This window comes from Chthonomonas calidirosea T49 (assembly GCF_000427095.1).
GTDB lineage: Bacteria > Armatimonadota > Chthonomonadetes > Chthonomonadales > Chthonomonadaceae > Chthonomonas > Chthonomonas calidirosea.
In genome coordinates this window covers 1940684-1960284 of the sequence record NC_021487.1, presented here as the reverse complement: position 1 = coordinate 1960284, position 19601 = coordinate 1940684, and the positions used below count along the sequence as shown (strand labels likewise).

The window sequence follows — 19601 nt, the reverse complement described above, 5'->3', positions numbered from 1 at the left end:
TGTGAGTCTTCAAATAGTAATTGGGAGATGGCGTTGCTATAGGCTAAAATAACATCCAAATCCATTGCAAAAGGTAGGACATGCTTTATTGGATTATCTGGGCGATCGCCTGGCTGCTGTTGCGTTCCCTCTACGCTCTTTTCGGCGGGTTGAAAATAGAGGGCGCCGAAAACGTTCCTCGGAAAGGGGGCGTGCTCGTAGCCCCAAACCACATCAGCGATGCCGACGGCCCTACGATCTATCTTGCGTTGAAACGCCCTTGCTGGGGTATGGCCAAGTCCGAACTGTTCCAGACGCGTTTTCTTCGCTACATTCTTCGCCTATTTCATGCCTTTCCCGTTAAGCGCTACTCGGCCGATCTCGCGGCCTTACGGCAGGCGGAGGAGCTGTTGAAGCAGGGTGAGGCAGTTGTGATCTTTCCTGAGGGCAAGCTGAGCGAGGATGGGCAGCTTCAACCTTTTCTGCCAGGGGTGATCTTAGTGGCGGAAAGGGCGGGTGCTCCCATTTTACCGGTAGCTCTTATCGGTACAGACCAACTGCTGCCCTACGGAAAGCTGATTCCAAGGCCGACGCGCAGGCCCGTTGTGGTACGGTTCGGTAGGCCAATCCTGCTAGAGGAGCTACTAAGGGGGCTGAAAAAGCGAGAGCGTTTGGAGAAAGGCGCGGAGCGACTTCGCGCTATTGTGAAGGCGCTGCTTGAGAACCAGCCTTATCCTCCTTTCACCGAGGATACCCCTGAAAACAAAGCAGTAGGTGGGGAGACGCCGACCACGGAATCCCTCTCATAGAGTGTTGTTCTGCGCGCGGAGGTAGGGTCAAAGCTTCACTCTTCTCCTCGCGAGGGTTGTCGCCGTACGAGGCTCAAGTGGTTGTCACAAAAAAGTGGCCAAAAAAATTTTTTCCGATTAGGTGTGACTTTTTCGCCGCTGCCTGTGTTATAATAGATGTATGTGGTGAAGACACCGCTTTTCAGGCTCTCCCATATGAGCGGGGTCGAAACCAGGCATTTATAAATAAATAGAGGGCTAGGGGGTGCTCCAAAGAGGAGCTGAGAGCCGGGTGACCCCGGCAACCCTTGGAACCTGATCCGGTTAGTACCGGCGGAGGGAAGCCATGGTAAAAGCATCTCTTATCCGTTGTTTTCATGGCACCTCCCAGCTCGGTGAAACGATCTGGGAGGTGTTCGTATGTTAGGTCGTCTCTATTTGGTGATCACACCGCGCCCCGGTCAGGGCGAGTCGGAGATTTTAGCACGTGCCGAGGCCGCCCTCAACGGAGGTGTAGACACTCTTCAGTTGCGGGCTAAAGACTGGGACGCTCTGCCTATTCTCCATCTCGGTGAGAAGCTTCTCTCGCTATGTCGTCGTTATCGAATTCCCTTTGTGCTCAACGATCGCCCCGACCTCGCGGTGCTGCTTGGGGCCGGATGGCGTTCATGTAGGTCAAAGTGATCTGACGCCTCAACAGGCGCGTCGTTTCTTCCAAGGGATCGTTGGTCGTAGCACTCATGCTCCCGAACAGGCGCAAAGGGCTCTTGTGGAAGAGGCCGATTACCTCTCTATCGGGCCAGTGTGGGAGACCCCCACGAAGTTGGGACGCCCTGCAGCAGGGCTGGAGTATGTGCGCTGGGCCGCTCAAAACCTTTCCCAGCAAACCGTTTGGTATGCCATCGGGGGCATCCAGATAACAAACCTTCCCCAAGTGCTTGAAGCAGGCGCACGGCGGATTGTCGTGGTGCGAGCTATCTACGATGCAGACAGCCCGCAAAAAGCTGCGCGTGCTATGAAGGAGGAGCTTGAACGATGGTCTACGTAAACGGGGAACCGCGCCAGGCCGCTGGCAAAACGTTGGAAGAGCTGTTGAAAGAGCTTCAGCTAAATCCGCAACTGGTTGCCGTTTTGGTGAATGAGACCGTGTATCCTCGCGGCAAACTGCCTTTAGAACCTTTGAAAGAAGGCGATGTGGTGGAGATAGTGACGTTGATGCAAGGGGGTAGGGGCCTAGCGTTCGGGCCTCACCTGACAAGGAGGAGATCGTGTCCGACTCATTGGTTATCGCGAACCAAACATTTCGAAGCCGCCTTATCGTGGGCACAGGCAAATATCACGATCGGGGCGTTATGCGGGATGCCCTAGAGGCCTCCGGTGCCGAGATAGTGACCGTCTCGATTCGGCGGGTAGAGATCGGCGCGCCAGGGCATCAGGGGCTTCTAGAGGAGGTGATGGGTAAATATCATCTACTGCCTAATACGGCCGGGGCGAAAACGGCAGAGGAGGCGGTTCGTATTGCCCGTCTTGGTCGCGCCTTAACCGGCGAGAACTGGGTGAAGCTTGAGGTCATACCCGACCCGCTGTATCTGCTTCCCGATCCCATAGAAACCTATCACGCAGCCAAGATTCTGCTGCAGGAGGGGTTCATCGTGCTGCCCTACATCGGCCCCGATCCGGTTCTTGCAACAAAACTTGGGGCCATCGGATGTGCCACGGTCATGCCGTTGGCCGCCCCCATCGGATCGGGTTGGGGAGTGAAGACCCGAGCGCTGATCGAGGTGTTTCTGCGTCTGCGGGATCAGCTACCCCCTATCGTTATAGATGCTGGGTTGGGGCTTCCCTCGCACGCTGCGGAGGTGATGGAATTAGGAGCCGATGCCGTGTTGGTGAACACGGCCATTGCAGAAGCAAAAGACCCCGTGGCGATGGCAGCCGCCTTTCGTATGGCTGTGGAGGCAGGTCGGAAAGCCTATCTTGCCGGGCCTATGACCGCTCGGGAAACGGCCAGTCCAAGCAGTCCCGTGGTAGGGGTGCCGCTAGTGCAGCCGGAGGCCCCCGTATGACCCAAGCGGATGTCTTGCCATCTATCTCGTTAGAGGTGTTCTCTCACCACCATGAGGTGATCATCGTCGGGGGCGGCATTATCGGGAGCCTCATCGCCTATACTCTTCGTCGAGCTGGAGCCGAGGTGATAATGCTCGATGCCGGTTTTGAAGGCGAGGCGACCCGCGCCTCCGCGGGTATGTTGGCTCCCTATCCGGAAGGCCTCGCTGGCGAACTCCTTGAATGGGCGGAGGAGAGCATCGCGCTTTACCCTGCTCTAGTTGCAGAGCTCCAGGAACAGACCGGCATTGCTGTGCCCTTCTCGTTAGAAGGAACCGGCCTTGTTATGCCGGGGGGTGAGGATCACTTATCGGTATGGCCATCTCTGGCCTCTCTAAACCTGCGAGGCCGATCTTATCCGGGCGGTTATGTGCATCCGCTGCGTCTGAAAGAGGCGTTATGGCAGGCCTTTCAACGGATGGGCGGGCTGGTGCTTCGTGCCGAAGCCCTGTTGGTGACACCAGGGAGGGTGGAGACCGATAGAGGAGCTTTGCTCGGTTCTCACATCGTTTTGGCAACAGGCGCTTGGTCGGGGCGTTTCGGATTAGGGGTGCAGCCGGTGAAGGGGGAAGCAATGTGGCTCGAAACAGCACCTCCGACGATTCCTTTGTTCTTTGAAGAGGGCTATCTTCTCCCACGAGATGGAGGACTTTACGTGGGGGCTACCCAACGGGAAGGGTGGCGTCCCGGAGTAGACCTCATCGGGCTTCAATGGCTTATCTCCTTTGTGCACAACCATGTTCCACACCTCGAAACGGCCCCTATAGGGGCGCTTTTATGGGGCTATCGCCCCATGGGGACGCTACAGGTAGGCGAGATCGCCTCGGGCCTATATGCCGCCACGGGGCACGGACGTAATGGGGTTTTGTTAGCTCCAGCAACCGCACAACGTATCGCAAGATCCATTTTGGGGGTTTCCCCGAGGAGGAGTAGAGGATGACGCAGTTAGAGGCAGCAAGAAAAGGCCATATTACCGAACAGATGGCCTATGTGGCGGAGCGCGAAGGCGTTTCACCGGAGTTTGTTCGTGAGCAGGTTGCAGCCGGACGTGTGGTTATTCCGGCCAATCCAAACCATACAACTCTCAGCCACTTCACCGCTATTGGGGAAGGGATGCGCGTAAAAATTAACGCGAACCTGGGCACCTCCTACGACTATGTCCACCCGGACGAAGAGGTAGAAAAGGTAAAAGTGGCCATTCAGTACGGTGCTGACACGGTGATGGATCTCTCCACGGGCGGAGATATCGCCGCCATTCGGCAGAGAACTCTGGAAGCGAGCACCGTTCCCCTTGGCACCGTGCCTATCTATGAGGCCGAGTTTCGCGCGGCCAAACGCAAGAGCTTCTTCGATATGACTGCCGATGAACTGTTTGAGGTTATCGAGGAGCATGGGAAGTCTGGGGTGGACTACATCACCGTGCACTGCGGTGTGACCCGCGAGGCGTTAATGCGCTACCAAAACACGCACCGCACCACGGGCATTGTGTCGCGTGGTGGCGGACTTTTGGCCGCCTGGATGCTGAAGCGTGAGGAGGAAAACCCGCTTTGGGAGCGCTTTGATGATCTGCTGGACATCGCGCGAACCTACGACATGACCCTTTCTCTGGGAGATGGCCTTCGGCCGGGGTCGCTTGACGATGCCACCGATCGCCCGCAAATTCAAGAGCTCTTGCTGATTGGAGAGCTCGTGGAGCGCTCTCGACGAGCGGGTGTGCAGGCGATGGTCGAAGGGCCGGGGCATATTCCTCTCAACGAGATACAGACCAACGTGCAGATCCAGAAGAAGCTGACACGCCACGCCCCCTTCTACATTTTGGGAATGCTGCCCATAGATACCGGTGCGGCATTTGATCACATTGTGGGCGCTATCGGAGGGGCCGTGGCCGGTTGGCATGGCGCCGACATGCTTTGCTACCTCACTCCTGCCGAACATTTGGGGCTGCCGACGGTGGAGCATGTGAAAGAGGGGGTCATCGCCTTTAAGCTGGCTGCGCATATCGCCGATGTCGCGCGCGGCAATAAAGCCGACTGGGAGCGCAACCGCCAGATGAGCGAGGCGCGGTATCGGCTCGATTGGCAGAAACAGTTCGAGCTGGCCCTCTTCCCCGAGGAGGCGCGGGCGATGTACGAGGCGCGTGGCACAAAAACCAAAGCCTGCAGCATGTGTGGGCCCTTCTGCCCTATGAACCTAGTCGAGGTGGTCATGCGGGGACGGCGCGGCGCCGCTCATGGGACGACGCAGTTGCCTCTGGAAGAGGTCATCGGAGCGGAAGTCACCACGTAAACCATGCCCGTTCCCTCTGCGCTCACCATTGCTGGCTCTGACTCGGGGGGCGGAGCCGGCCTTCAGGCCGATCTGAAGACTTTTGAGCGCTACGGCGTTTATGGCATGAGCGCCGTAACGCTCATCACGGCTCAGAACCGCAGGCACATTAAGGAGGTTTTTTTGCTTCCGCCCGATCTTGTGACGGCGCAAATAGAGTGCGCTTGGGAGGAGGTGCCCCCTCGCGCGATAAAGATCGGCGCTTTGGGAAACAGGGCTATCGTTGAGGCGGTTGTGCGTGCATTGAGACGGCCCGATCTGCCTCCTCTCGTTGTAGACCCTGTCGTCGTAAGCAGCAGCGGCAAGAGGCTTTTGGAATCGGACGGACTCGAGGTGCTGATAACGCAGCTCTTTCCGATGGCAACCCTTATTACACCCAACCTTCTTGAGGCGGAGGTGCTGTTGAAGGGCGCCATCGCTGCAGATGACGAAAAGCAGATGCAGGAAGCGGTCTACGCTTTAAAACGCCTCGGTCCCCAAGCCGTGCTTTTGAAGGGAGGGCACGGGGTGGGACCAGAAGCCGTGGACTTTCTTTTCGATGGACAGACGTGCCATCGTCTCGCTCTACCTCGGCTTACCGGCACGACGCTACATGGGTCGGGCTGCCAACTCTCAGCGGCTATCGCTGCCCGGCTCGCCTTGGGTGATTCGCTGCGTGCGGCGGTGGAGGAGGCCAAGCGCTATGTGTTTTATCAGATGGAAAAGGCTCTATTTTCCACCGCATCAGCTTTAGACAGCGATTAACTATAGGTTGCTGTAGTCGGTTACCGAGCGTTGGTAAGGGTAGACTTGCACACCAGTCGTGTGTAGGTAAGCGATGGCGCGTTGCACCTCACTGAGCGGGCCGGAAAGATCCACTTCAAAATACCCTCCATCTTCCTCGTCGAAGGCGGCCCGCACGATGTTCACCACCACATCGAAGTCTTTCCCAACTCGATAGAGCAAGGGGGCACGATTCTGCTCTGCGGTTACCGTGGTAATGCGCACGCGAGTGGTTACGGATTGCGACACGGTGGTTTCCGGTGGTTGTGGCAGGGTGGAGGGAACCGGCAGATTCGTTTCACTGTCTCCAGGCAGAAGCCCCAGCGCATGGAGGTAGGCCGTAGCCTGGGTAATCTCATTTTGAGAGCCTTCTATATCTACCGTAAGGCAGGCAACCTCTTCACTTACCCGCGCTCGTCGGATATGGGTAACCACATGGAAGAGACGCCCAAGTCGCCACAGTAAGGGACGTTGGGCCATCTCTCCGGTGGCCGTGAGATTCACGGTAATAACAGGCATAGTGCGATCTGAGTACTCCTCAAATTCTAGCTTACCTCAAACAGGCCCTACGTTCCGATGCGCGTGCCGCACTGTGTGCAGAACTTCGCTCCTTCCGGAATTTGGGCATGGCACTGCGGGCAGGTTGTTTGTGTGCTTAATGGTTTGCCGCATTCCGGGCAGAACTTACCGCCCTGCACGGCGGAGCCGCAGTGGGGGCAGGTAACGGTGGCGTGGGCGGTGAGGTTGATCTCAGTGGTAAGGTCTTTCTCTTGAAGCTTGGAGTATATCTGCTCTTTTACCACCTGAGCCTGTGCGCTGGCTAGTTCCTCTTCCTCTACGGGGGCGCACTGCTTGCAAAGCCCACGAGCTTCATTCCAGCAGACCTCTTTGCAAACCCATCGGCCACAACGTCGGCACTGGTTAAAGAGCGGTTTGATCTCTTGAACAGCTGTTTGCAGCGCGGCATCGTGCGCCTTGCCGCCCACGGCGCGCTGGATATCGTAGGCTGATTCGCCGGCGCGGCTCAAGAACCCGCCCAAAAAGCCTCCTGCGGCCCGCAGCGCATCACCCATCAGGCCGAGCTTGTTGGGCTCGAACGTGGACATAAAGCCGTTGCGACAGTGGTCGCAGTAGAATCGGAACTGAAAACCTTGATCTGTAGACAGATCGTCATAGTTCTGTACGAACTCGATAACACCCATTGCATGTCCTCCTAGATATGTTTCTACATTTTTATATAGAACGAAACGATGCTGTTTGGAAAGGTGCTAGCCTCCGGCGATGGCCGGGACGATGGAGACGGAGTCGCCATCCTTTACGGGAGTATCTTTCCCTTTTAGGAAGCGAACATCCTCCTCGTTAACATAGATATTTACAAAGCGGCGAATCTCTCCGTTTTCATCTACGAGTCGCTCGGAGATGCCTGGAAACTGCCTTTCCAGGTCTTCGATAAGTGTCGCGATGGTTCCGGGGGCCGCTGTCACCGTATCCACATCGCCGGTATAGCGACGCAACGGTGTCGGTATTAGAACGGTTACAGGCATGGACAATCCACTCCTTATCCTAAATGTACGAAAAAGAGGCGCCGTAGGACGGCGCAACTTCGCTTGCAAAGTGTTACCCTATGTTGCTTCCAAAATTCAAATGCGGTGTCACGAAGAGGTCGCCAACAGCTTTTCCGTTTTCAGGGCGGCTTCGAGCGAGTTAAGGTTTGGCTCGATGGGGATGGTATGTCCTACCCGTCCCATCACGGCCTCCTGGGTTTTAAGGCCGTTGCCGGTGATGGCGATCACCACCACGTCGTCTTTGCCGAATCGGCCCTGTTCGGCCAGTTTTTTCGTCACGGAAACGGTAACGCCGCCGGCGGTTTCGGTGAAGATCCCTTCGGTTCGCGCTAGCAGGCGAATGCCCTCTACGACCTCCTCATCCGTAACGTCTTCGGCCCACCCGCCGGATTTTCGCACGGTTTCTATGGCCGTATAGCCATCTGCGGGGTTCCCAATGGCGATGGAGCGGGCGATAGTGTTGGGGCGTTGTGGGCGAAACACGGCCGCTTCGGTTTTTATGGCCGTGGTGATGGGGGAGCAGCCGGTGGCCTGAGCGGCGTACATACGGGTATTCACCGGCCCGTCGAGAAGTCCAAGGCGCTCCAACTCCTTCAGGCCCTTATAAATTTTGCTGATCAACGAGCCTCCGGCGCAGGGCACGATCACGTGGTCGGGCGCTCTCCAGCCCAACTGTTCGGCGATCTCATAGCCATAGGTTTTGGAGCCATCTCCGTAGAAAGGCCGAAGGTTAATGTTCACAAAGCCCCAGCCATAGCGGTCGCCCGCTTCGGCGCAGAGGCGATTCACCTCATCGTAGCAGCCAGATACCGCGAGCACATTAGTTCCATAGATGAGGGTACCGACCACTTTGCCCTGTTCCAGATCGGCTGGAATGAAGATATAAGAGCGAAAGCCTCCTTCGGCAGCGTGGGCAGCTACCGAGTTTGCAAGGTTTCCTGTGGAGGCACAGGCCACCGTGTCGTAGCCAAACTCGCGGGCTTTGGTGAGAGCCACGGCCACCACTCTATCTTTAAAAGAGAGCGTAGGATGGTTCACAGCATCGTTCTTCACATAGAGGTTATTGAGGCCGAGTTCGCGTCCGAGCCGTTCCGCCTTCACCAAGGGCGTCCAACCCACGTTTTTGCCGACGGTAGGCGGACCTTCTACCGGAAGGAGGTCCCAGTAGCGCCACATGGAGGGAGGGCCGGCGGCGATCGATTCGCGGGTCACCCTTTTTTCAATAAGCTCCCAGTTCAGTTTAACTTCGAGGGGTCCAAAACAGAGCTCACAAACATGCACAGGCGCAAGCGGATACTCTTTTCCACACTCGCGACACTGCATTCCCAACGTTTTGGCAGACATTCGTTATAAGCCTCCTCAATGAGCTAGACAGAGTGTATGAAGTCGGCGCAGAGACAATCAAAAAGCCTCTCGACCGGCGCGCCCGCATTGCAGGCACACAGGACGAGAGGCTCAAGCCTTCGTGGTCCCACCTGTTTTCGCCACAACCTCACGGTTGCGGCCTCGGCGGGTGCAACGACGCTCTTACGAACGCGTACACCCTGGCCCTGTAACGGGAGCCCCCCGGCCTTCCCTACTCAGCCAACGAAGTGCTTTTCGAAAAGGCGGCTCAAAGGCCATTTCAGCAGGTTCGCTTGTACCGGCTTCCACCAACCCGGCTCGCTGTTACCGCGCCGCCTGCTTACTCCACCTTCTCTTCGCCTTGCCACTTTCCAACTATGTCGGACGTAGATTATACACGGTGAACCTTTGAAATGTCAACCCTCTTTTTCTGCTTGACACCTTCCCGATAATGACGGTATGATAAATTTACCTTATATAAAAGCGTTGCGCTCGAAGACGAGCGCCCTACAACGCCACAAAAGAGCGCCCGATGCCTGAATTGAGTCTGTTTACCGGTGCGAACCTAGCTTATGTTCTCGACCTTTATGAGCGTTATCAACGCGATCCGGAGTCGGTCGATCCAGAAACACGTGCCTTCTTTGAGGCCTATCCTCTCTCCTCTTTGCTCGAACAGAGCGTTTCCACCGATCTCTCGAACAAGCTGCTTGATGCAGCTATTGCCACGGTGCGCTTGGCGCGTTATATTCGTCAGCGCGGCCATCTAGATGCCGATATTGACCCTCTGCATCTCAGCCCACGAAGCTCTACCGAGCTGGAGCTGAGCGCTCATAACCTCACGCCAGAGATATTAGAGCAGCTGCCATCAAGCCTGATCGGCGGCCCCATCGCCCAGGAGACCACCAACGCCCGCGATGCCATCGCTCGGCTACGGCAGGTCTATTCAGGAACGATTGGCTATGAGGACGAGCATATTCAAGAGGCCAAAGAGCGCTACTGGCTTCGGGACGTGGTGGAAAGTCGTCGCTTCTTTAAAGACATTGACGCTGGGCGCAAGCGTGACCTGCTCCATCGCCTTATTGAGGTAGATATCTTCGAGGATTTTCTGCAGCGAACTTTTCCTGGAGAGAAGCGTTTCTCCATTGAGGGCACCGATGCCCTCGTGCCTATGCTCGACGAGATCGTTCGTAGCGCTGCCATCGAGGGCATGCACGAGGTGGTAATGGGCATGGCCCACCGTGGGCGTCTTAACGTACTAGCGCACGTGCTCGGTAAGCCCTACGAGGTGATCCTCAAAGAGTTCAAAAATAACATCGGTGGCGAGGGTACCTCGGTCTCCGGCAGCAACTTTGAAGGGTGGTCTGGCGATGTGAAGTATCACTTGGGCTACAGCCGTGCCTTCCGCGAATCGGGGGTGGCCGAAATGCCCATTACGCTGGTGCCCAACCCAAGCCATCTCGAATATGTGAACCCTGTTGTGGAGGGGCATGTGCGCGCGGCACAGGAACGACGCGATGCCATGGGTCGTCCACAACAGAACGAGCGTGCCGCACTGCCGATTCTCATTCACGGCGACGCCGCCTTCTGCGGACAGGGCATCGTTGCCGAGACGCTGAATCTCTCGCGCCTGCCTGGGTATCGCACAGGGGGAACCATCCACATTATTTTGAATAACCAAATTGGCTTTACCACCCTTCCCTCTGAAGGTCGCTCCACTCTCTATGCCAGCGACCTCGCCAAGGGGTTTGAGATCCCCATCGTTCACGTGAACGCCGACGACCCCATCGCCTGCATCGCTGCCGCTCGCATGGCCTTTGCCTATCGAGAGGAGTTCGGTAAAGACTTTCTCATTGACCTGATCGGCTATCGGCGCTACGGCCACAACGAAACGGACGAGCCACGCACCACACAACCGCGCATATACGCGCTTATAGATGCCCATCCGCGTGTGCGCGAGATCTTTGCGCACGAGCTGGAGAAGGAGGGCATCGTATCACGAGACGAAGCAGCGGCTATGGTCAACGAGGTGCGCGAGCGCTTGCGCCAAGCCCTCGATGTGGCTTCACGCATGGAGAACGGTGAGGAGAATGGAAACGGGCACATGCCTCCGCCGGAAGAGGATGCCATTGCGACCGGCGTAAGTGCAGAAACCCTCCTCTCGCTCAACGAAGCGATGTTGGAGTGGCCTTCGGATTTTCACGTCAACCCACGAGCCGTCAAACAGTTCTACGAGCCGCGTCGGCAGGCCATTCATCAACCCCGCGGCATCTACTGGGCGCATGCGGAAGCGTTGGCCTTTGCCTCTATTCTTGCCGACGGCATACCGATTCGCCTCACGGGCCAAGACACGGAGCGCGGCACCTTCGACCAGCGTCGCCTCGCCCTTTACGATGTTGAGACGGGCGAGCGCTATGCGCCGCTGGAGCATCTCCCGCAGGCGCGCGCCTCTTTTGCGGTGTACAACAGCCCTCTTTCCGAGAGCGCCGTGCTCGGCTTTGAATACGGCTATAGCGTTCATGCGCCCGACACTCTCACCCTCTGGGAGGCCCAGTTCGGCGATTTCGCCAATGGAGCCCAGGTGATTATAGACCAGTTCATTGCGGCCGGCTATGCGAAGTGGGGACAAAGCCCCTCCCTTGTGCTGCTCTTGCCGCATGGCTATGAGGGGCAAGGGCCGGAGCATTCCAGTGCTCGTGTGGAGCGCTATCTGCAGCTCTGCGCCGAAAACAATATGCGCGTGGTAAACTGCACCACTGCGGCCCAATACTTTCACGTTCTCAGGCGTCAGGCCGCCCTCATGCGTCACAGCCCGAAACCGCTGGTGATCTTCACCCCGAAAAGTCTCTTGCGCGACAAAAACGCGGCTGCCTCCTTACAAGAGTTGGTGGAAGGGCGTTTTCAACCGGTGATAGATGATGAGGAGGCACGGAAGCGCGCCAACCGTGTTACACGGCTGATTCTGTGTAGCGGTAAGGTCTACATGAACCTCCTCTACCAGCCCAGCGGTGAGCCTCGTGAGGAGGTTTTCAAGGAGGAGCGTCTGGCCGTTGTGCGCGTGGAGCAGCTCTATCCCTTCCCTGTAGAGGCTCTTGCAAAGGTTATCGGGGGCTATCCCAACCTACGCGAGCTGGTGTGGCTGCAAGAGGAGCCCCAAAATATGGGCGCCTGGAGCTTTATGGAACCCCGTTTGCGCGCTCTCCTCCACAAGCTAGAGGTGGACTGTCCTATTCGCTATATCGGTAGAGAGGAGTCGGCAAGTACAGCCGAGGGTTCACGCCCGCGCCACCTTGTTGTTCAAGAGCGCATCCTTCGGGCAGCCCTCTCCGATATCCCCGCGCTCTCCCTCTCACGTCGAGAGGCCGCACGGATAGCCAAATAGCGGCTTTGGAGAAGGGGAATGCGTCGGCCATGAAGAAAAAATCATGAAAAGCTTGGCCTTAGGCTAGAGACCATACAAAACCGAATTCGGAAAGAGGATCGCAATTCTATGGGCGTCGAGATACAAGTGCCGCAACTAGCCGAGTCCGTTGTAGAAGCGACGGTCGGCACCTGGTATAAAAAGGAGGGAGACCGCGTAGAGCGCGACGAGGAGGTGGTGGAGCTTGCCACCGATAAGGTGAGCCTACCGGTCTATGCACCTGCCGCCGGCATACTGCAAAAGATCGTTCATCCTGAGGGCGACACGGTAAAACCAGGGGATGTGCTTGCCATTTTGGTGGAGGCGGAGGCAGCTGCGGTGTCGTCGGCGCCGCAGGCGGCCAAACCGGCTGCGGAAAACGCGCCCGTTAAAACGGCCGTAGCGGAAAAGACGGAAGTGCATCCTCCCATTGCTACGCCATTGGCTGAGAAGGTTGCTGAGGAGCAGGGAATTGACCTGAGCTCTCTTCGCGGCAAAGGCAGTGGTCCGAACGGTAAGATCACCATTGAGGACGTACGCCAGTTCGCCCATACATCCTCATCCGCCCCATCCTCTACTGAGAAAGAGGTGCAGAAACCCGCGGCCTCCACGGCTTCCGGCACGCTGCCGCCGGTGCTATCTTCGCTCACCGCCTCTTTTGGGCGGCGGGAGGAGCGGGAGCCCCTCTCGCGTTTACGTCTCACGCTTATCCGCAACCTTCAAGAGTCGGAGCGCAACGCGGTTCGGCTCACCACCTTTAACGAGGCCGACATGAGCGCGGTAATAGAGATTCGCAAGCGCCGCCGCGACGCCTTCAAGGAGCGTTATGGGGTTAATCTCGGCTTCATGTCGTTCTTTACCAAGGCGGTTGTTGGGGCGTTAAAGGCGTTTCCGTACCTCAACGCCGAGATACAAGGCAACGAAGTTGTAAAGAAGTACTACTACGATATCGGGATTGCGGTGGGCAGTGAGCGCGGGTTAACTGTTCCGGTGATTCGCGATGCGGATAGGAAGTCCTTCGCCGAGATCGAAGCCGAGATCGCCGATCTTGCCGCTCGGGCTCGAGAGGGTAGGCTAAAGCTTGAGGAGCTCATGGGGGGCACTTTCACCATCACCAACGGTGGTGTTTACGGTTCGTTGCTTTCCACGCCCATTCTCAACGGCAATCAGGTAGGGATCCTTGGCATGCACAAAATTCAGGAGCGCCCGGTGGTGGTCAATGGCGAGATCGTAATACGGCCGATGATGTACCTGGCGCTCTCCTACGATCATCGCCTGATAGACGGTAGCGATGCCGTGCGGTTCCTTGTGCGCGTCAAGGAGCTTATCGAAGACCCCGAAACACTTCTTCTGGAAGGTTAGGTCGGTTTCTCTACGCAATCACGGCAATAACCACCGACCACTCGCCCACCGTGAGCATCTATACGTTTGAGCGAATTGATCGTGGCGAAGTCCAGCGTTTAAATCTGCCTGTGGGGCTGTAGAATTTGGTGGGTTTTTAAAAACAACAAGCGGATGCCTTTTGTGAGGGCATCCGCATTTACTGCCGGGGAAGGATTCGAACCTCCGACCAACTGATCCAGAGTCAGCTGTGCTACCACTGCACCACCCGGCAATCTCTCTTGTGTCTGCATTTTTATGATACAACGCTGCCTTCGCTCTTGTCAAGAGCTATCCCCAGTATCCGTTCGCCTTTTAAGCGGCCTATTCGCCGCGTGGGTAGACCCCAACGACCGCCGACTCGGCCGGCACTTCGAGCGACGAAGCGGGTTCTACCTCAAGAGGGGGGAGCTCTTCGAGGCTAGCAATGCCGAAGTAGTGCAAAAACTCGGGGGTCGTCACATAAAGCGTGGGACGGCCTGGACTGGCTTTCTTGCCCGCTTCGGCAATGAGACGCCGCTCCAAAAGCGTTTTGAGAACGCCGTCCGATGAAACCCCGCGAATGGCCTCTATCTCCGGCCCCGTAATGGGCTGACGATAGGCGATAATGGCAAGAGTTTCTAAGGCGGCTCGAGAGAGCTTGTTGGCGCGCGGCGTTAGCAGACGCCCCACAAACTCCGCATACTCCGGACGGGTGGCCAACTGCCATCCGCCTGCGATGCGTAGCAGCTGAAGACCGCTGTGGCGCTCCACAAGCGCTGCTTGCAAAGAACGGAGCGCCTCCTCTACCCGCAACGGCTCCTCGCCGGTGGCACGGGCTAGCTCCTGAACCGTGAGGGGTTCGCCGGAGACAAAGAGAAGGCACTCTAACGCGGCTTCTAAGGTGGTGCTCATGTGGCAGATGCCCCTCCCGAAGCGTAGAGATAGATCGGTGCGAAAGGTTCGGCCTGCTCCACACGCACACGCCCTAGCCGCAAAAGCTCCAATATGGCCAGAAACGTCAGCACAATATCATAAACCGGCCCGGGCAGCACGAACAAACTCTCGAAAGGCACCGTCTCTGGGGCGATAGCCTCTAGCTTGCGCATAATCTCCACCATCTTGAGGCGCAGACTAAGACGACGTCGTGGTACCACGGTGGTGAGTGGCTTCTCCTCAAGGCCTGCACGTGCTAACATCTGGTGGAGAGCGTGGTGCAACTGCGCCGGCGTCACCTCCCCTTGGGGAACCGGCAGCAGATAGTCCTCCACATTTTGCACCGCATCGCGAAAATAGATGCGTCGCCGCTCCTCCTCCCACCGTTGCAGAGTGGCTATGGTTTCGCGAAACTGTTGGTAGTCCAGTAGCCGCTGCACCAGCTCTGCCCTGGGGTCTTCCTCCATCTCAGGCGCGTCTTCCTGGATTGGAGCTTGAGGGAGCAGCATACGCGACTTGATCTCGATGAGAGTGGCCGCCATAACAAGATACTCCCCAGCTATCGTCAAATCCAACGCCTCCATGGCCGCTATAACCTGTAGATACTGCTGGGTGATCTCCGCGATAGGGATGTCGTAGATGTCTATCTCGTTGATGCGAATAAGGTGCAAGAGCAGATCGAGCGGCCCTTCAAAGGCTTCTAAATGAACGGGGGGCATGGCCGCTGGAGTTAGCGGCGAGCGTTTGGACGGCAGGACCGAAGAGGAATCTCTCATAACAGCTAGAAAAGGAGACGGTCGCCTGCAGGCGACATGGGGGATTACCTGGTCACATCCAAGGCGACCAGATGGCCTCTTACCCTTCCCCTCCTTCCTCCTTTCTGTGCAAGATGGTTGACAACAAGCGCGTCGTTCAATAGGGATTGCCCTAGGATGGACTCCGCCGTTACAGACGAACCCTAACAGAGGGACTATCCCCTCAGGCGTTCTACACCAGCGATCGCCTTTAAGCGAGCAGTAGTCGTAGAATGCCATTCTACCGGTAGGGATGGGGCGATGTCAATAAGTCGCACACGGGTTTCAACAAAGAAATGGAGCGTGGAGGAATCGCTCAAAAAGAAGCCCCTTCCTCGATGACATCGCAGAAAGGGGCTAAACACGAGGTGCTGTAAAGCCTACTCCAGCGCCGTCTCGCCGGTTTCACCGGTTCGGATGCGGATGACGTCGGAAATAGGCGAAAGGAAGATTTTGCCATCTCCGATCTCACCGGTACGGGCGGCCTTGGCGATGGTTTCTGCCACGAGTTGAGCCTCCGAGTCCTTTACCACGATCTCGATCTTTACCTTCTGTAACAGGTTTACCGTGTACTCTACCCCTCGGTAAAGGTGCGTAAGCCCCTTTTGCTTCCCCGAACCGCGCACCTCGGTGATGGTCATACCCCGCACGCCTATTTCGGAGAGCGCCGCGGTAACGTCGTCAAGCTTTTGGGGACGAATCATCGCTTCTACTTTGATCATTGTGTTGCCTCCTCTGTCTGTCGCTTCAGCTCGTATCTCAGAGCGAAGAGCCGAAACAGCAAGAGAATGACCAAACCAACCGTAACTGCTGGGCTTAAACGATGTTGTAAGTTAAGCACGATCGCCCAACAGAGGGTGGCTCCGAGAACGGTGTAACCGAGCACCGTTTGGAGGCGCCGCATCTTCTGTGCACGGATGGCCTGCTCTTGCTTTCTCTGTGTTTTGTTCTTTTTCGTCTTCATAGAGGTTTTTTCCTTTTATCGGATAGGCGGGGGCCCATTCTATCGGTCCCCCGCCTATTCTCATCGCTGGTCGTTCGCTATTTCGCTCCGGCCGGCGCTCCACCACCAAGATTGGGAGCGGAGGTGATGGTCATGGAGGCGCTCGGTGTGGAAGGAGTGGCAAGCACGTCGTCGGGATAGGCGACAATGCCGAACTCCGGCTCGTCGAGGCCCATCGTTTCGACCTCCGGCGAAACCCGCATGCTCTTTATGGCATTAACGATCTTGAAGACGATGAAGGTGAGCCCGAATGACCAGGCTACACAGACCGTAGAGCCGACAAGCTGGGCGAGGAACTGGCTGGTGTCGCCCTGGAATAGGCCCACAACGCCTAAACCAGCCTTCCCAAGGTAGCTCGACGCGCCCACTCCATTCCAACCGGCTCCATAGGTGCCGTCGGCAAAAAGCCCCAGGCAGATGCCGCCTAGCCAGCCGCAGTAGCCATGTACCGAGATAGCTCCACAAGGATCGTCTATCTTGAGGACGTTGTCGTTGAAGAGAACGCCCCAGCAGACCGTGATGCCAGCGAGAATTCCGATGACCATCGCAGAGGTAGGAGAAACAAAGGCACAGGGCGCTGTAATGGCCACCAACCCTGCCAACATGCCGTTACATGCCATGGAGATGTCGGGTTTGCCGAACTTAAGGTACCAGAACACCATGGCTGCCGCTGCGCCAAAGATCGCTGCTAGGTTGGTGTTGACAGCGATCACCGAGATACGAAGGTCGGTATCGCCGAGGGTCGAGCCGGGATTGAAGCCCATCCACCCAAACAGCAGAATGAATGTGCCAGTTACCACAAAGGCAATATTGTGGGCGGGGAAGGCACGTGGTTTTCCATCGGGCCCGTATTTTCCTAGACGTGGCCCTAAAATAATGGCCAACGCCATGGCGGCAAACCCTCCTACGGCATGCACGACGGTCGAACCGGCGAAATCCACATAGCCGTGCCCTAGGTGCATGGTGTTGCCAAGATTAGCCAGCCAACCTCCACCCCAGCACCAGCAGCCGAAGATAGGGTAGAGAATAGCCCCTATGAAAAGCTCGCACAGCACGAAAGCACCGAAGGTAATACGCTCGCAGATAGCGCCCACAATAATGTAGCCCGCCGTCTCCATAAAGACCACTTCGAAGAGACAGAGCGCATTGGCTCCTACATCGTAGGCGCCTCCTTTTAAGAAGAAGCCCGTTCCCCCAAGCACGTGAGGGATAAGCCATCTATTCAGCGATGGGGTGCCGCCGAGGTTCGACGGAACCTGGATGCCGTTTGTGATGCCGGCTGCTCCAAATTGGAAGGCGAAACCGCAGATGTAGTACCCTATAAAGGCCACTACATAGGCTGCAAAGTTCAACATCATGAGATGGGCGGCGTTCTTCTTGCGCACCAGGCCGCAGGTGAGCAGGGCAAAGCCGGCTTGCATAAAGAGAACAAGGTAGCCGGTGTTGAGCGTCCACCCGAAGTTCGTTGCCACCTTTAAACGTCCAACGGCATCGGCAAGATGGGCTGCAAATGGCTCGGTGGTCTTGGCCTGTGCCATCATCTGGGTTATCTTGTTGGTGTCGGTGGACGTAAAGTCGTAGGGATCGGTTTTTCCAAAAGATCCTTGGTTTGTAGCCATGCCGAAGACGTCGGCATAAGTGCCCGTATTCGTGCCGCCGGGGTCGGGTTTTACCGTCTGTGCCCATGCGGCTGTATGGGCACAAAGTGCGAAGATCACCCCGAAAAGCCCTAGCAAAAGCGCGGTTCGCGTCCAACAGACCCTAAAGCGTGATAGATACGTTGTCATTCTTTTGCGTCTCCTCCATAGCGTCGAAGCTTTTTAGATTCAATTTAGAACTTCACCACAGCGGCCAAGGTAAAAGTATCCTGGTCGGTTGTGGTGGTACCATGCCCTCCGAGGAAGAAGGGTTTGTTCGCATGGTCATGCCGATACTCCAGGCGAGTGAGAACCTGGTTTTTAAACAGTGAGTACTCTAATGTGAGTGTGGCCTCCCGAAGGACGGTGTAGCCAGGAAGACCAAGCCGAAGGCCAGCCCCGCCCACCCCAGCGATGTCCTCGAACTGATCGTAGCGGGCCGCCACGGCCAGCTTTGGGGTGAGCTGATAGCGGGCGTAGCCGGCGATGTCCGTCCAATAGCCGGAGTAGTGCGTCGCACCCACATTGCCAGCGCCCTGACCGTAGTCCACCTCCGCGGCCAGTTTTAGGTCTTTCGTAACCTGATAGGTTGGCTGGATCTCGAAGAGGTTGGTGTCTATGCCCCCTTTGTGAATGGGCGCTAAAGCCGGCCCGTAAGCGCCGGTTCCCTCCAGTCCGCCCATATAGGTGAGGTTGGTCGTGAGGCTAGCGTTGGGCGCCCAAGAGAGCTGCACGAAGCCGCTTTTGGCGTCGTTGTCGTCGGCAATGTCGTTCCAACCGTTAACCAGTCCTCCCTGAATTGTGAGCGTTTTTGAGAGGGGGGTAGTTGCCCGTAGGCCGGCGTGATAAAACGGTATCGCGTACTGGAAGCCGAAACTGCGGGAGTACTCGTCGTTTTTGGCGCTTTCGATCACCTCATAGCCAAAACTCGTCACGAAGATGCCGGCGTCGAAGGTTACCGGATGCTTCATGATATTGAGCGTTTTCGTAAGGTAGAGCTGCTGGATCGTCTGCCATGCAGCGGTGCCTCCCGGCTCGGTGGCATGAACAAGACGGGCGGTATCGCCGGTAGTAAGCGTGGCCGTGATGCTGAACGGTATGCCCTTTCCCTCGTTGCGGACGATGTTCAGCTCTAAGAGGCTCAGGCTCAGTTCTCGGTCGTTGATGTCGAACGAGCGCCCGACGTTGTCAATGCCGATCTTCTCTCCGTCCGTGGTGGTGAGCACAGCGGCAGGATAGGGGCTGCGCGCGTTGATCAGGTAGTAGAGGTCGAGGTAGCCGGAGATATCCACCTCACCGGGTTTTGGGCCGGAGCTGCCGTCGGCACGTGCCGCTTTCGGCGCTGTGGTTAGCACCGCAAGCCAGAGAAGCCCGCAAACTCCAAGCCGATAGGTCAGCGCTTTAGCATGGGCTAAGCGTTGAGACACAGAAGCCTGTGTGATTGTTGGGGAGGATGGCCTCCCTAATCGAATCTTCAATGCGTCCTCCTTTAGGTAAGGATAGAGTGGTGGTGCTATGGCGAAGCACTTGTTCGCCAAGAGAAAGGACAGGCTAGCTCCAAGAAACGGAACAGAGCCTGAAGCGACACGCCTGTTCCTTGCCAAAG

The 19601-nt window shown here is 56.9% G+C and carries 19 protein-coding genes, 1 tRNA gene, 1 pseudogene and 1 riboswitch; of the genes and pseudogenes, 9 read left to right on the top strand and 12 right to left on the bottom strand.

Going from position 1 to position 19601, the window contains the following annotated elements; translation table 11 throughout:
- The first annotated feature begins 80 nt into the window (after positions 1-80).
- From CCALI_RS08125 to thiD, 7 genes and pseudogenes are all read left to right on the top strand, one after another.
- On the top strand, positions 81-788 hold the full coding sequence (locus tag CCALI_RS08125; protein ID WP_016483000.1) for a lysophospholipid acyltransferase family protein: 708 nt from the start codon (positions 81-83) through the stop codon (positions 786-788).
- A 229-nt stretch (positions 789-1017) separates the two neighbouring features.
- Positions 1018-1126, top strand: a riboswitch (TPP riboswitch).
- A gap of 61 nt (positions 1127-1187) precedes the next feature.
- Positions 1188-1815: pseudogene (thiE, locus tag CCALI_RS16865) on the top strand (thiamine phosphate synthase).
- Positions 1803-2135 carry a sulfur carrier protein ThiS gene (thiS, locus tag CCALI_RS15755; protein ID WP_075060787.1) on the top strand — a complete coding sequence of 111 codons (333 nt, stop codon included), beginning with the start codon at positions 1803-1805 and terminating at the stop codon, positions 2133-2135. The pseudogene thiE and the gene thiS overlap by 13 nt, the downstream one beginning before the upstream one ends.
- Positions 2036-2833, top strand: a complete 798-nt coding sequence (locus tag CCALI_RS08110; protein ID WP_016482999.1) for a thiazole synthase — start codon at positions 2036-2038, stop codon at positions 2831-2833. The genes thiS and CCALI_RS08110 overlap by 100 nt, the downstream gene beginning before the upstream one ends.
- Positions 2830-3813, top strand: a complete 984-nt coding sequence (locus CCALI_RS08105; protein ID WP_016482998.1) for an FAD-dependent oxidoreductase — start codon at positions 2830-2832, stop codon at positions 3811-3813. Before CCALI_RS08110 ends, CCALI_RS08105 begins: the two co-directional genes overlap by 4 nt.
- Positions 3810-5159, top strand: coding sequence for a phosphomethylpyrimidine synthase ThiC (thiC, locus tag CCALI_RS08100; RefSeq protein WP_016482997.1), 1350 nt, complete (start codon positions 3810-3812; stop codon positions 5157-5159). The genes CCALI_RS08105 and thiC overlap by 4 nt, the downstream gene beginning before the upstream one ends.
- 3 nt (positions 5160-5162) lie before the next feature.
- Positions 5163-5942 (top strand): bifunctional hydroxymethylpyrimidine kinase/phosphomethylpyrimidine kinase, encoded by a 780-nt coding sequence (gene thiD / locus CCALI_RS08095; protein ID WP_016482996.1) that lies wholly within the window; start codon positions 5163-5165, stop codon positions 5940-5942.
- On the opposite strand, the gene CCALI_RS08090 is transcribed toward thiD, so the two are convergent.
- The 4 genes from CCALI_RS08090 to thrC form a co-directional block, all read right to left on the bottom strand.
- The gene (locus CCALI_RS08090; protein ID WP_016482995.1) at positions 5943-6479 is read right to left on the bottom strand and encodes an NIL domain-containing protein; all 537 of its coding nucleotides are present in this window, start codon (positions 6477-6479) and stop codon (positions 5943-5945) included.
- Positions 6480-6526: 47 nt separating this feature from the next.
- Positions 6527-7162, bottom strand: a complete 636-nt coding sequence (locus CCALI_RS08085; RefSeq protein ID WP_016482994.1) for a zinc ribbon domain-containing protein — start codon at positions 7160-7162, stop codon at positions 6527-6529.
- 66 nt (positions 7163-7228) lie between these two features.
- Positions 7229-7504, bottom strand: coding sequence for a MoaD/ThiS family protein (locus CCALI_RS08080; RefSeq protein WP_016482993.1), 276 nt, complete (start codon positions 7502-7504; stop codon positions 7229-7231).
- A 108-nt stretch (positions 7505-7612) separates the two neighbouring features.
- Positions 7613-8869: a threonine synthase gene (gene thrC / locus CCALI_RS08075; protein WP_016482992.1), complete on the bottom strand. Its 1257-nt coding sequence runs from the start codon at positions 8867-8869 to the stop codon at positions 7613-7615.
- A 532-nt stretch (positions 8870-9401) separates the two neighbouring features.
- On the opposite strand from thrC, the gene CCALI_RS08070 reads away from it, so the two are divergent.
- Positions 9402-12248 carry a 2-oxoglutarate dehydrogenase E1 component gene (locus tag CCALI_RS08070; RefSeq protein ID WP_016482991.1) on the top strand — a complete coding sequence of 949 codons (2847 nt, stop codon included), beginning with the start codon at positions 9402-9404 and terminating at the stop codon, positions 12246-12248.
- A gap of 108 nt (positions 12249-12356) precedes the next feature.
- Positions 12357-13628, top strand: coding sequence for a 2-oxoglutarate dehydrogenase complex dihydrolipoyllysine-residue succinyltransferase (gene odhB, locus CCALI_RS08065; protein ID WP_016482990.1), 1272 nt, complete (start codon positions 12357-12359; stop codon positions 13626-13628).
- A 181-nt stretch (positions 13629-13809) separates the two neighbouring features.
- Here the strand turns inward: odhB and CCALI_RS08060 are convergent.
- The 8 genes from CCALI_RS08060 to CCALI_RS08030 form a co-directional block, all read right to left on the bottom strand.
- Positions 13810-13881 (bottom strand) — tRNA-Gln (locus CCALI_RS08060).
- A gap of 89 nt (positions 13882-13970) precedes the next feature.
- Positions 13971-14540: an SMC-Scp complex subunit ScpB gene (gene scpB / locus CCALI_RS08055; protein ID WP_016482989.1), complete on the bottom strand. Its 570-nt coding sequence runs from the start codon at positions 14538-14540 to the stop codon at positions 13971-13973.
- On the bottom strand, positions 14537-15337 hold the full coding sequence (locus tag CCALI_RS08050; protein ID WP_052572362.1) for a segregation and condensation protein A: 801 nt from the start codon (positions 15335-15337) through the stop codon (positions 14537-14539). The genes scpB and CCALI_RS08050 overlap by 4 nt, the downstream gene beginning before the upstream one ends.
- 194 nt (positions 15338-15531) lie before the next feature.
- Complete coding sequence (locus tag CCALI_RS16365) at positions 15532-15675, bottom strand: hypothetical protein (RefSeq protein ID WP_156412963.1); 144 nt, start codon at positions 15673-15675, stop codon at positions 15532-15534.
- A 60-nt stretch (positions 15676-15735) separates the two neighbouring features.
- Positions 15736-16077, bottom strand: a complete 342-nt coding sequence (locus CCALI_RS08045) for a P-II family nitrogen regulator (protein ID WP_016482987.1) — start codon at positions 16075-16077, stop codon at positions 15736-15738.
- Positions 16074-16319 carry a hypothetical protein gene (locus CCALI_RS08040; protein ID WP_016482986.1) on the bottom strand — a complete coding sequence of 82 codons (246 nt, stop codon included), beginning with the start codon at positions 16317-16319 and terminating at the stop codon, positions 16074-16076. The genes CCALI_RS08045 and CCALI_RS08040 overlap by 4 nt, the downstream gene beginning before the upstream one ends.
- Before the next feature lie 77 nt (positions 16320-16396).
- On the bottom strand, positions 16397-18145 hold the full coding sequence (locus tag CCALI_RS08035; protein ID WP_016482985.1) for an ammonium transporter: 1749 nt from the start codon (positions 18143-18145) through the stop codon (positions 16397-16399).
- Between the two features lie 44 nt (positions 18146-18189).
- Positions 18190-19473 (bottom strand): outer membrane beta-barrel protein, encoded by a 1284-nt coding sequence (locus CCALI_RS08030; protein ID WP_016482984.1) that lies wholly within the window; start codon positions 19471-19473, stop codon positions 18190-18192.
- Positions 19474-19601: the final 128 nt, after the last annotated feature.

Excerpts from the sequence above, each read along its gene's own strand:
- CCALI_RS08125 (WP_016483000.1), top strand. The coding sequence starts at position 81 with ATGCTTTATTGGATTATCTGGGCGATCGCCTGGCTGCTGTTGCGTTCC.
- thiS (WP_075060787.1), top strand. The coding sequence starts at position 1,803 with ATGGTCTACGTAAACGGGGAACCGCGCCAGGCCGCTGGCAAAACGTTG.
- CCALI_RS08105 (WP_016482998.1), top strand. The coding sequence starts at position 2,830 with ATGACCCAAGCGGATGTCTTGCCATCTATCTCGTTAGAGGTGTTCTCT.
- thiC (WP_016482997.1), top strand. The coding sequence starts at position 3,810 with ATGACGCAGTTAGAGGCAGCAAGAAAAGGCCATATTACCGAACAGATG.
- thiD (WP_016482996.1), top strand. The coding sequence starts at position 5,163 with ATGCCCGTTCCCTCTGCGCTCACCATTGCTGGCTCTGACTCGGGGGGC.
- CCALI_RS08090 (WP_016482995.1), bottom strand. The coding sequence starts at position 6,479 with ATGCCTGTTATTACCGTGAATCTCACGGCCACCGGAGAGATGGCCCAA.
- CCALI_RS08085 (WP_016482994.1), bottom strand. The coding sequence starts at position 7,162 with ATGGGTGTTATCGAGTTCGTACAGAACTATGACGATCTGTCTACAGAT.
- CCALI_RS08080 (WP_016482993.1), bottom strand. The coding sequence starts at position 7,504 with ATGCCTGTAACCGTTCTAATACCGACACCGTTGCGTCGCTATACCGGC.
- thrC (WP_016482992.1), bottom strand. The coding sequence starts at position 8,869 with ATGTCTGCCAAAACGTTGGGAATGCAGTGTCGCGAGTGTGGAAAAGAG.
- CCALI_RS08070 (WP_016482991.1), top strand. The coding sequence starts at position 9,402 with ATGCCTGAATTGAGTCTGTTTACCGGTGCGAACCTAGCTTATGTTCTC.
- odhB (WP_016482990.1), top strand. The coding sequence starts at position 12,357 with ATGGGCGTCGAGATACAAGTGCCGCAACTAGCCGAGTCCGTTGTAGAA.
- scpB (WP_016482989.1), bottom strand. The coding sequence starts at position 14,540 with ATGAGCACCACCTTAGAAGCCGCGTTAGAGTGCCTTCTCTTTGTCTCC.
- CCALI_RS08050 (WP_052572362.1), bottom strand. The coding sequence starts at position 15,337 with ATGAGAGATTCCTCTTCGGTCCTGCCGTCCAAACGCTCGCCGCTAACT.
- CCALI_RS08045 (WP_016482987.1), bottom strand. The coding sequence starts at position 16,077 with ATGATCAAAGTAGAAGCGATGATTCGTCCCCAAAAGCTTGACGACGTT.
- CCALI_RS08040 (WP_016482986.1), bottom strand. The coding sequence starts at position 16,319 with ATGAAGACGAAAAAGAACAAAACACAGAGAAAGCAAGAGCAGGCCATC.
- CCALI_RS08035 (WP_016482985.1), bottom strand. The coding sequence starts at position 18,145 with ATGACAACGTATCTATCACGCTTTAGGGTCTGTTGGACGCGAACCGCG.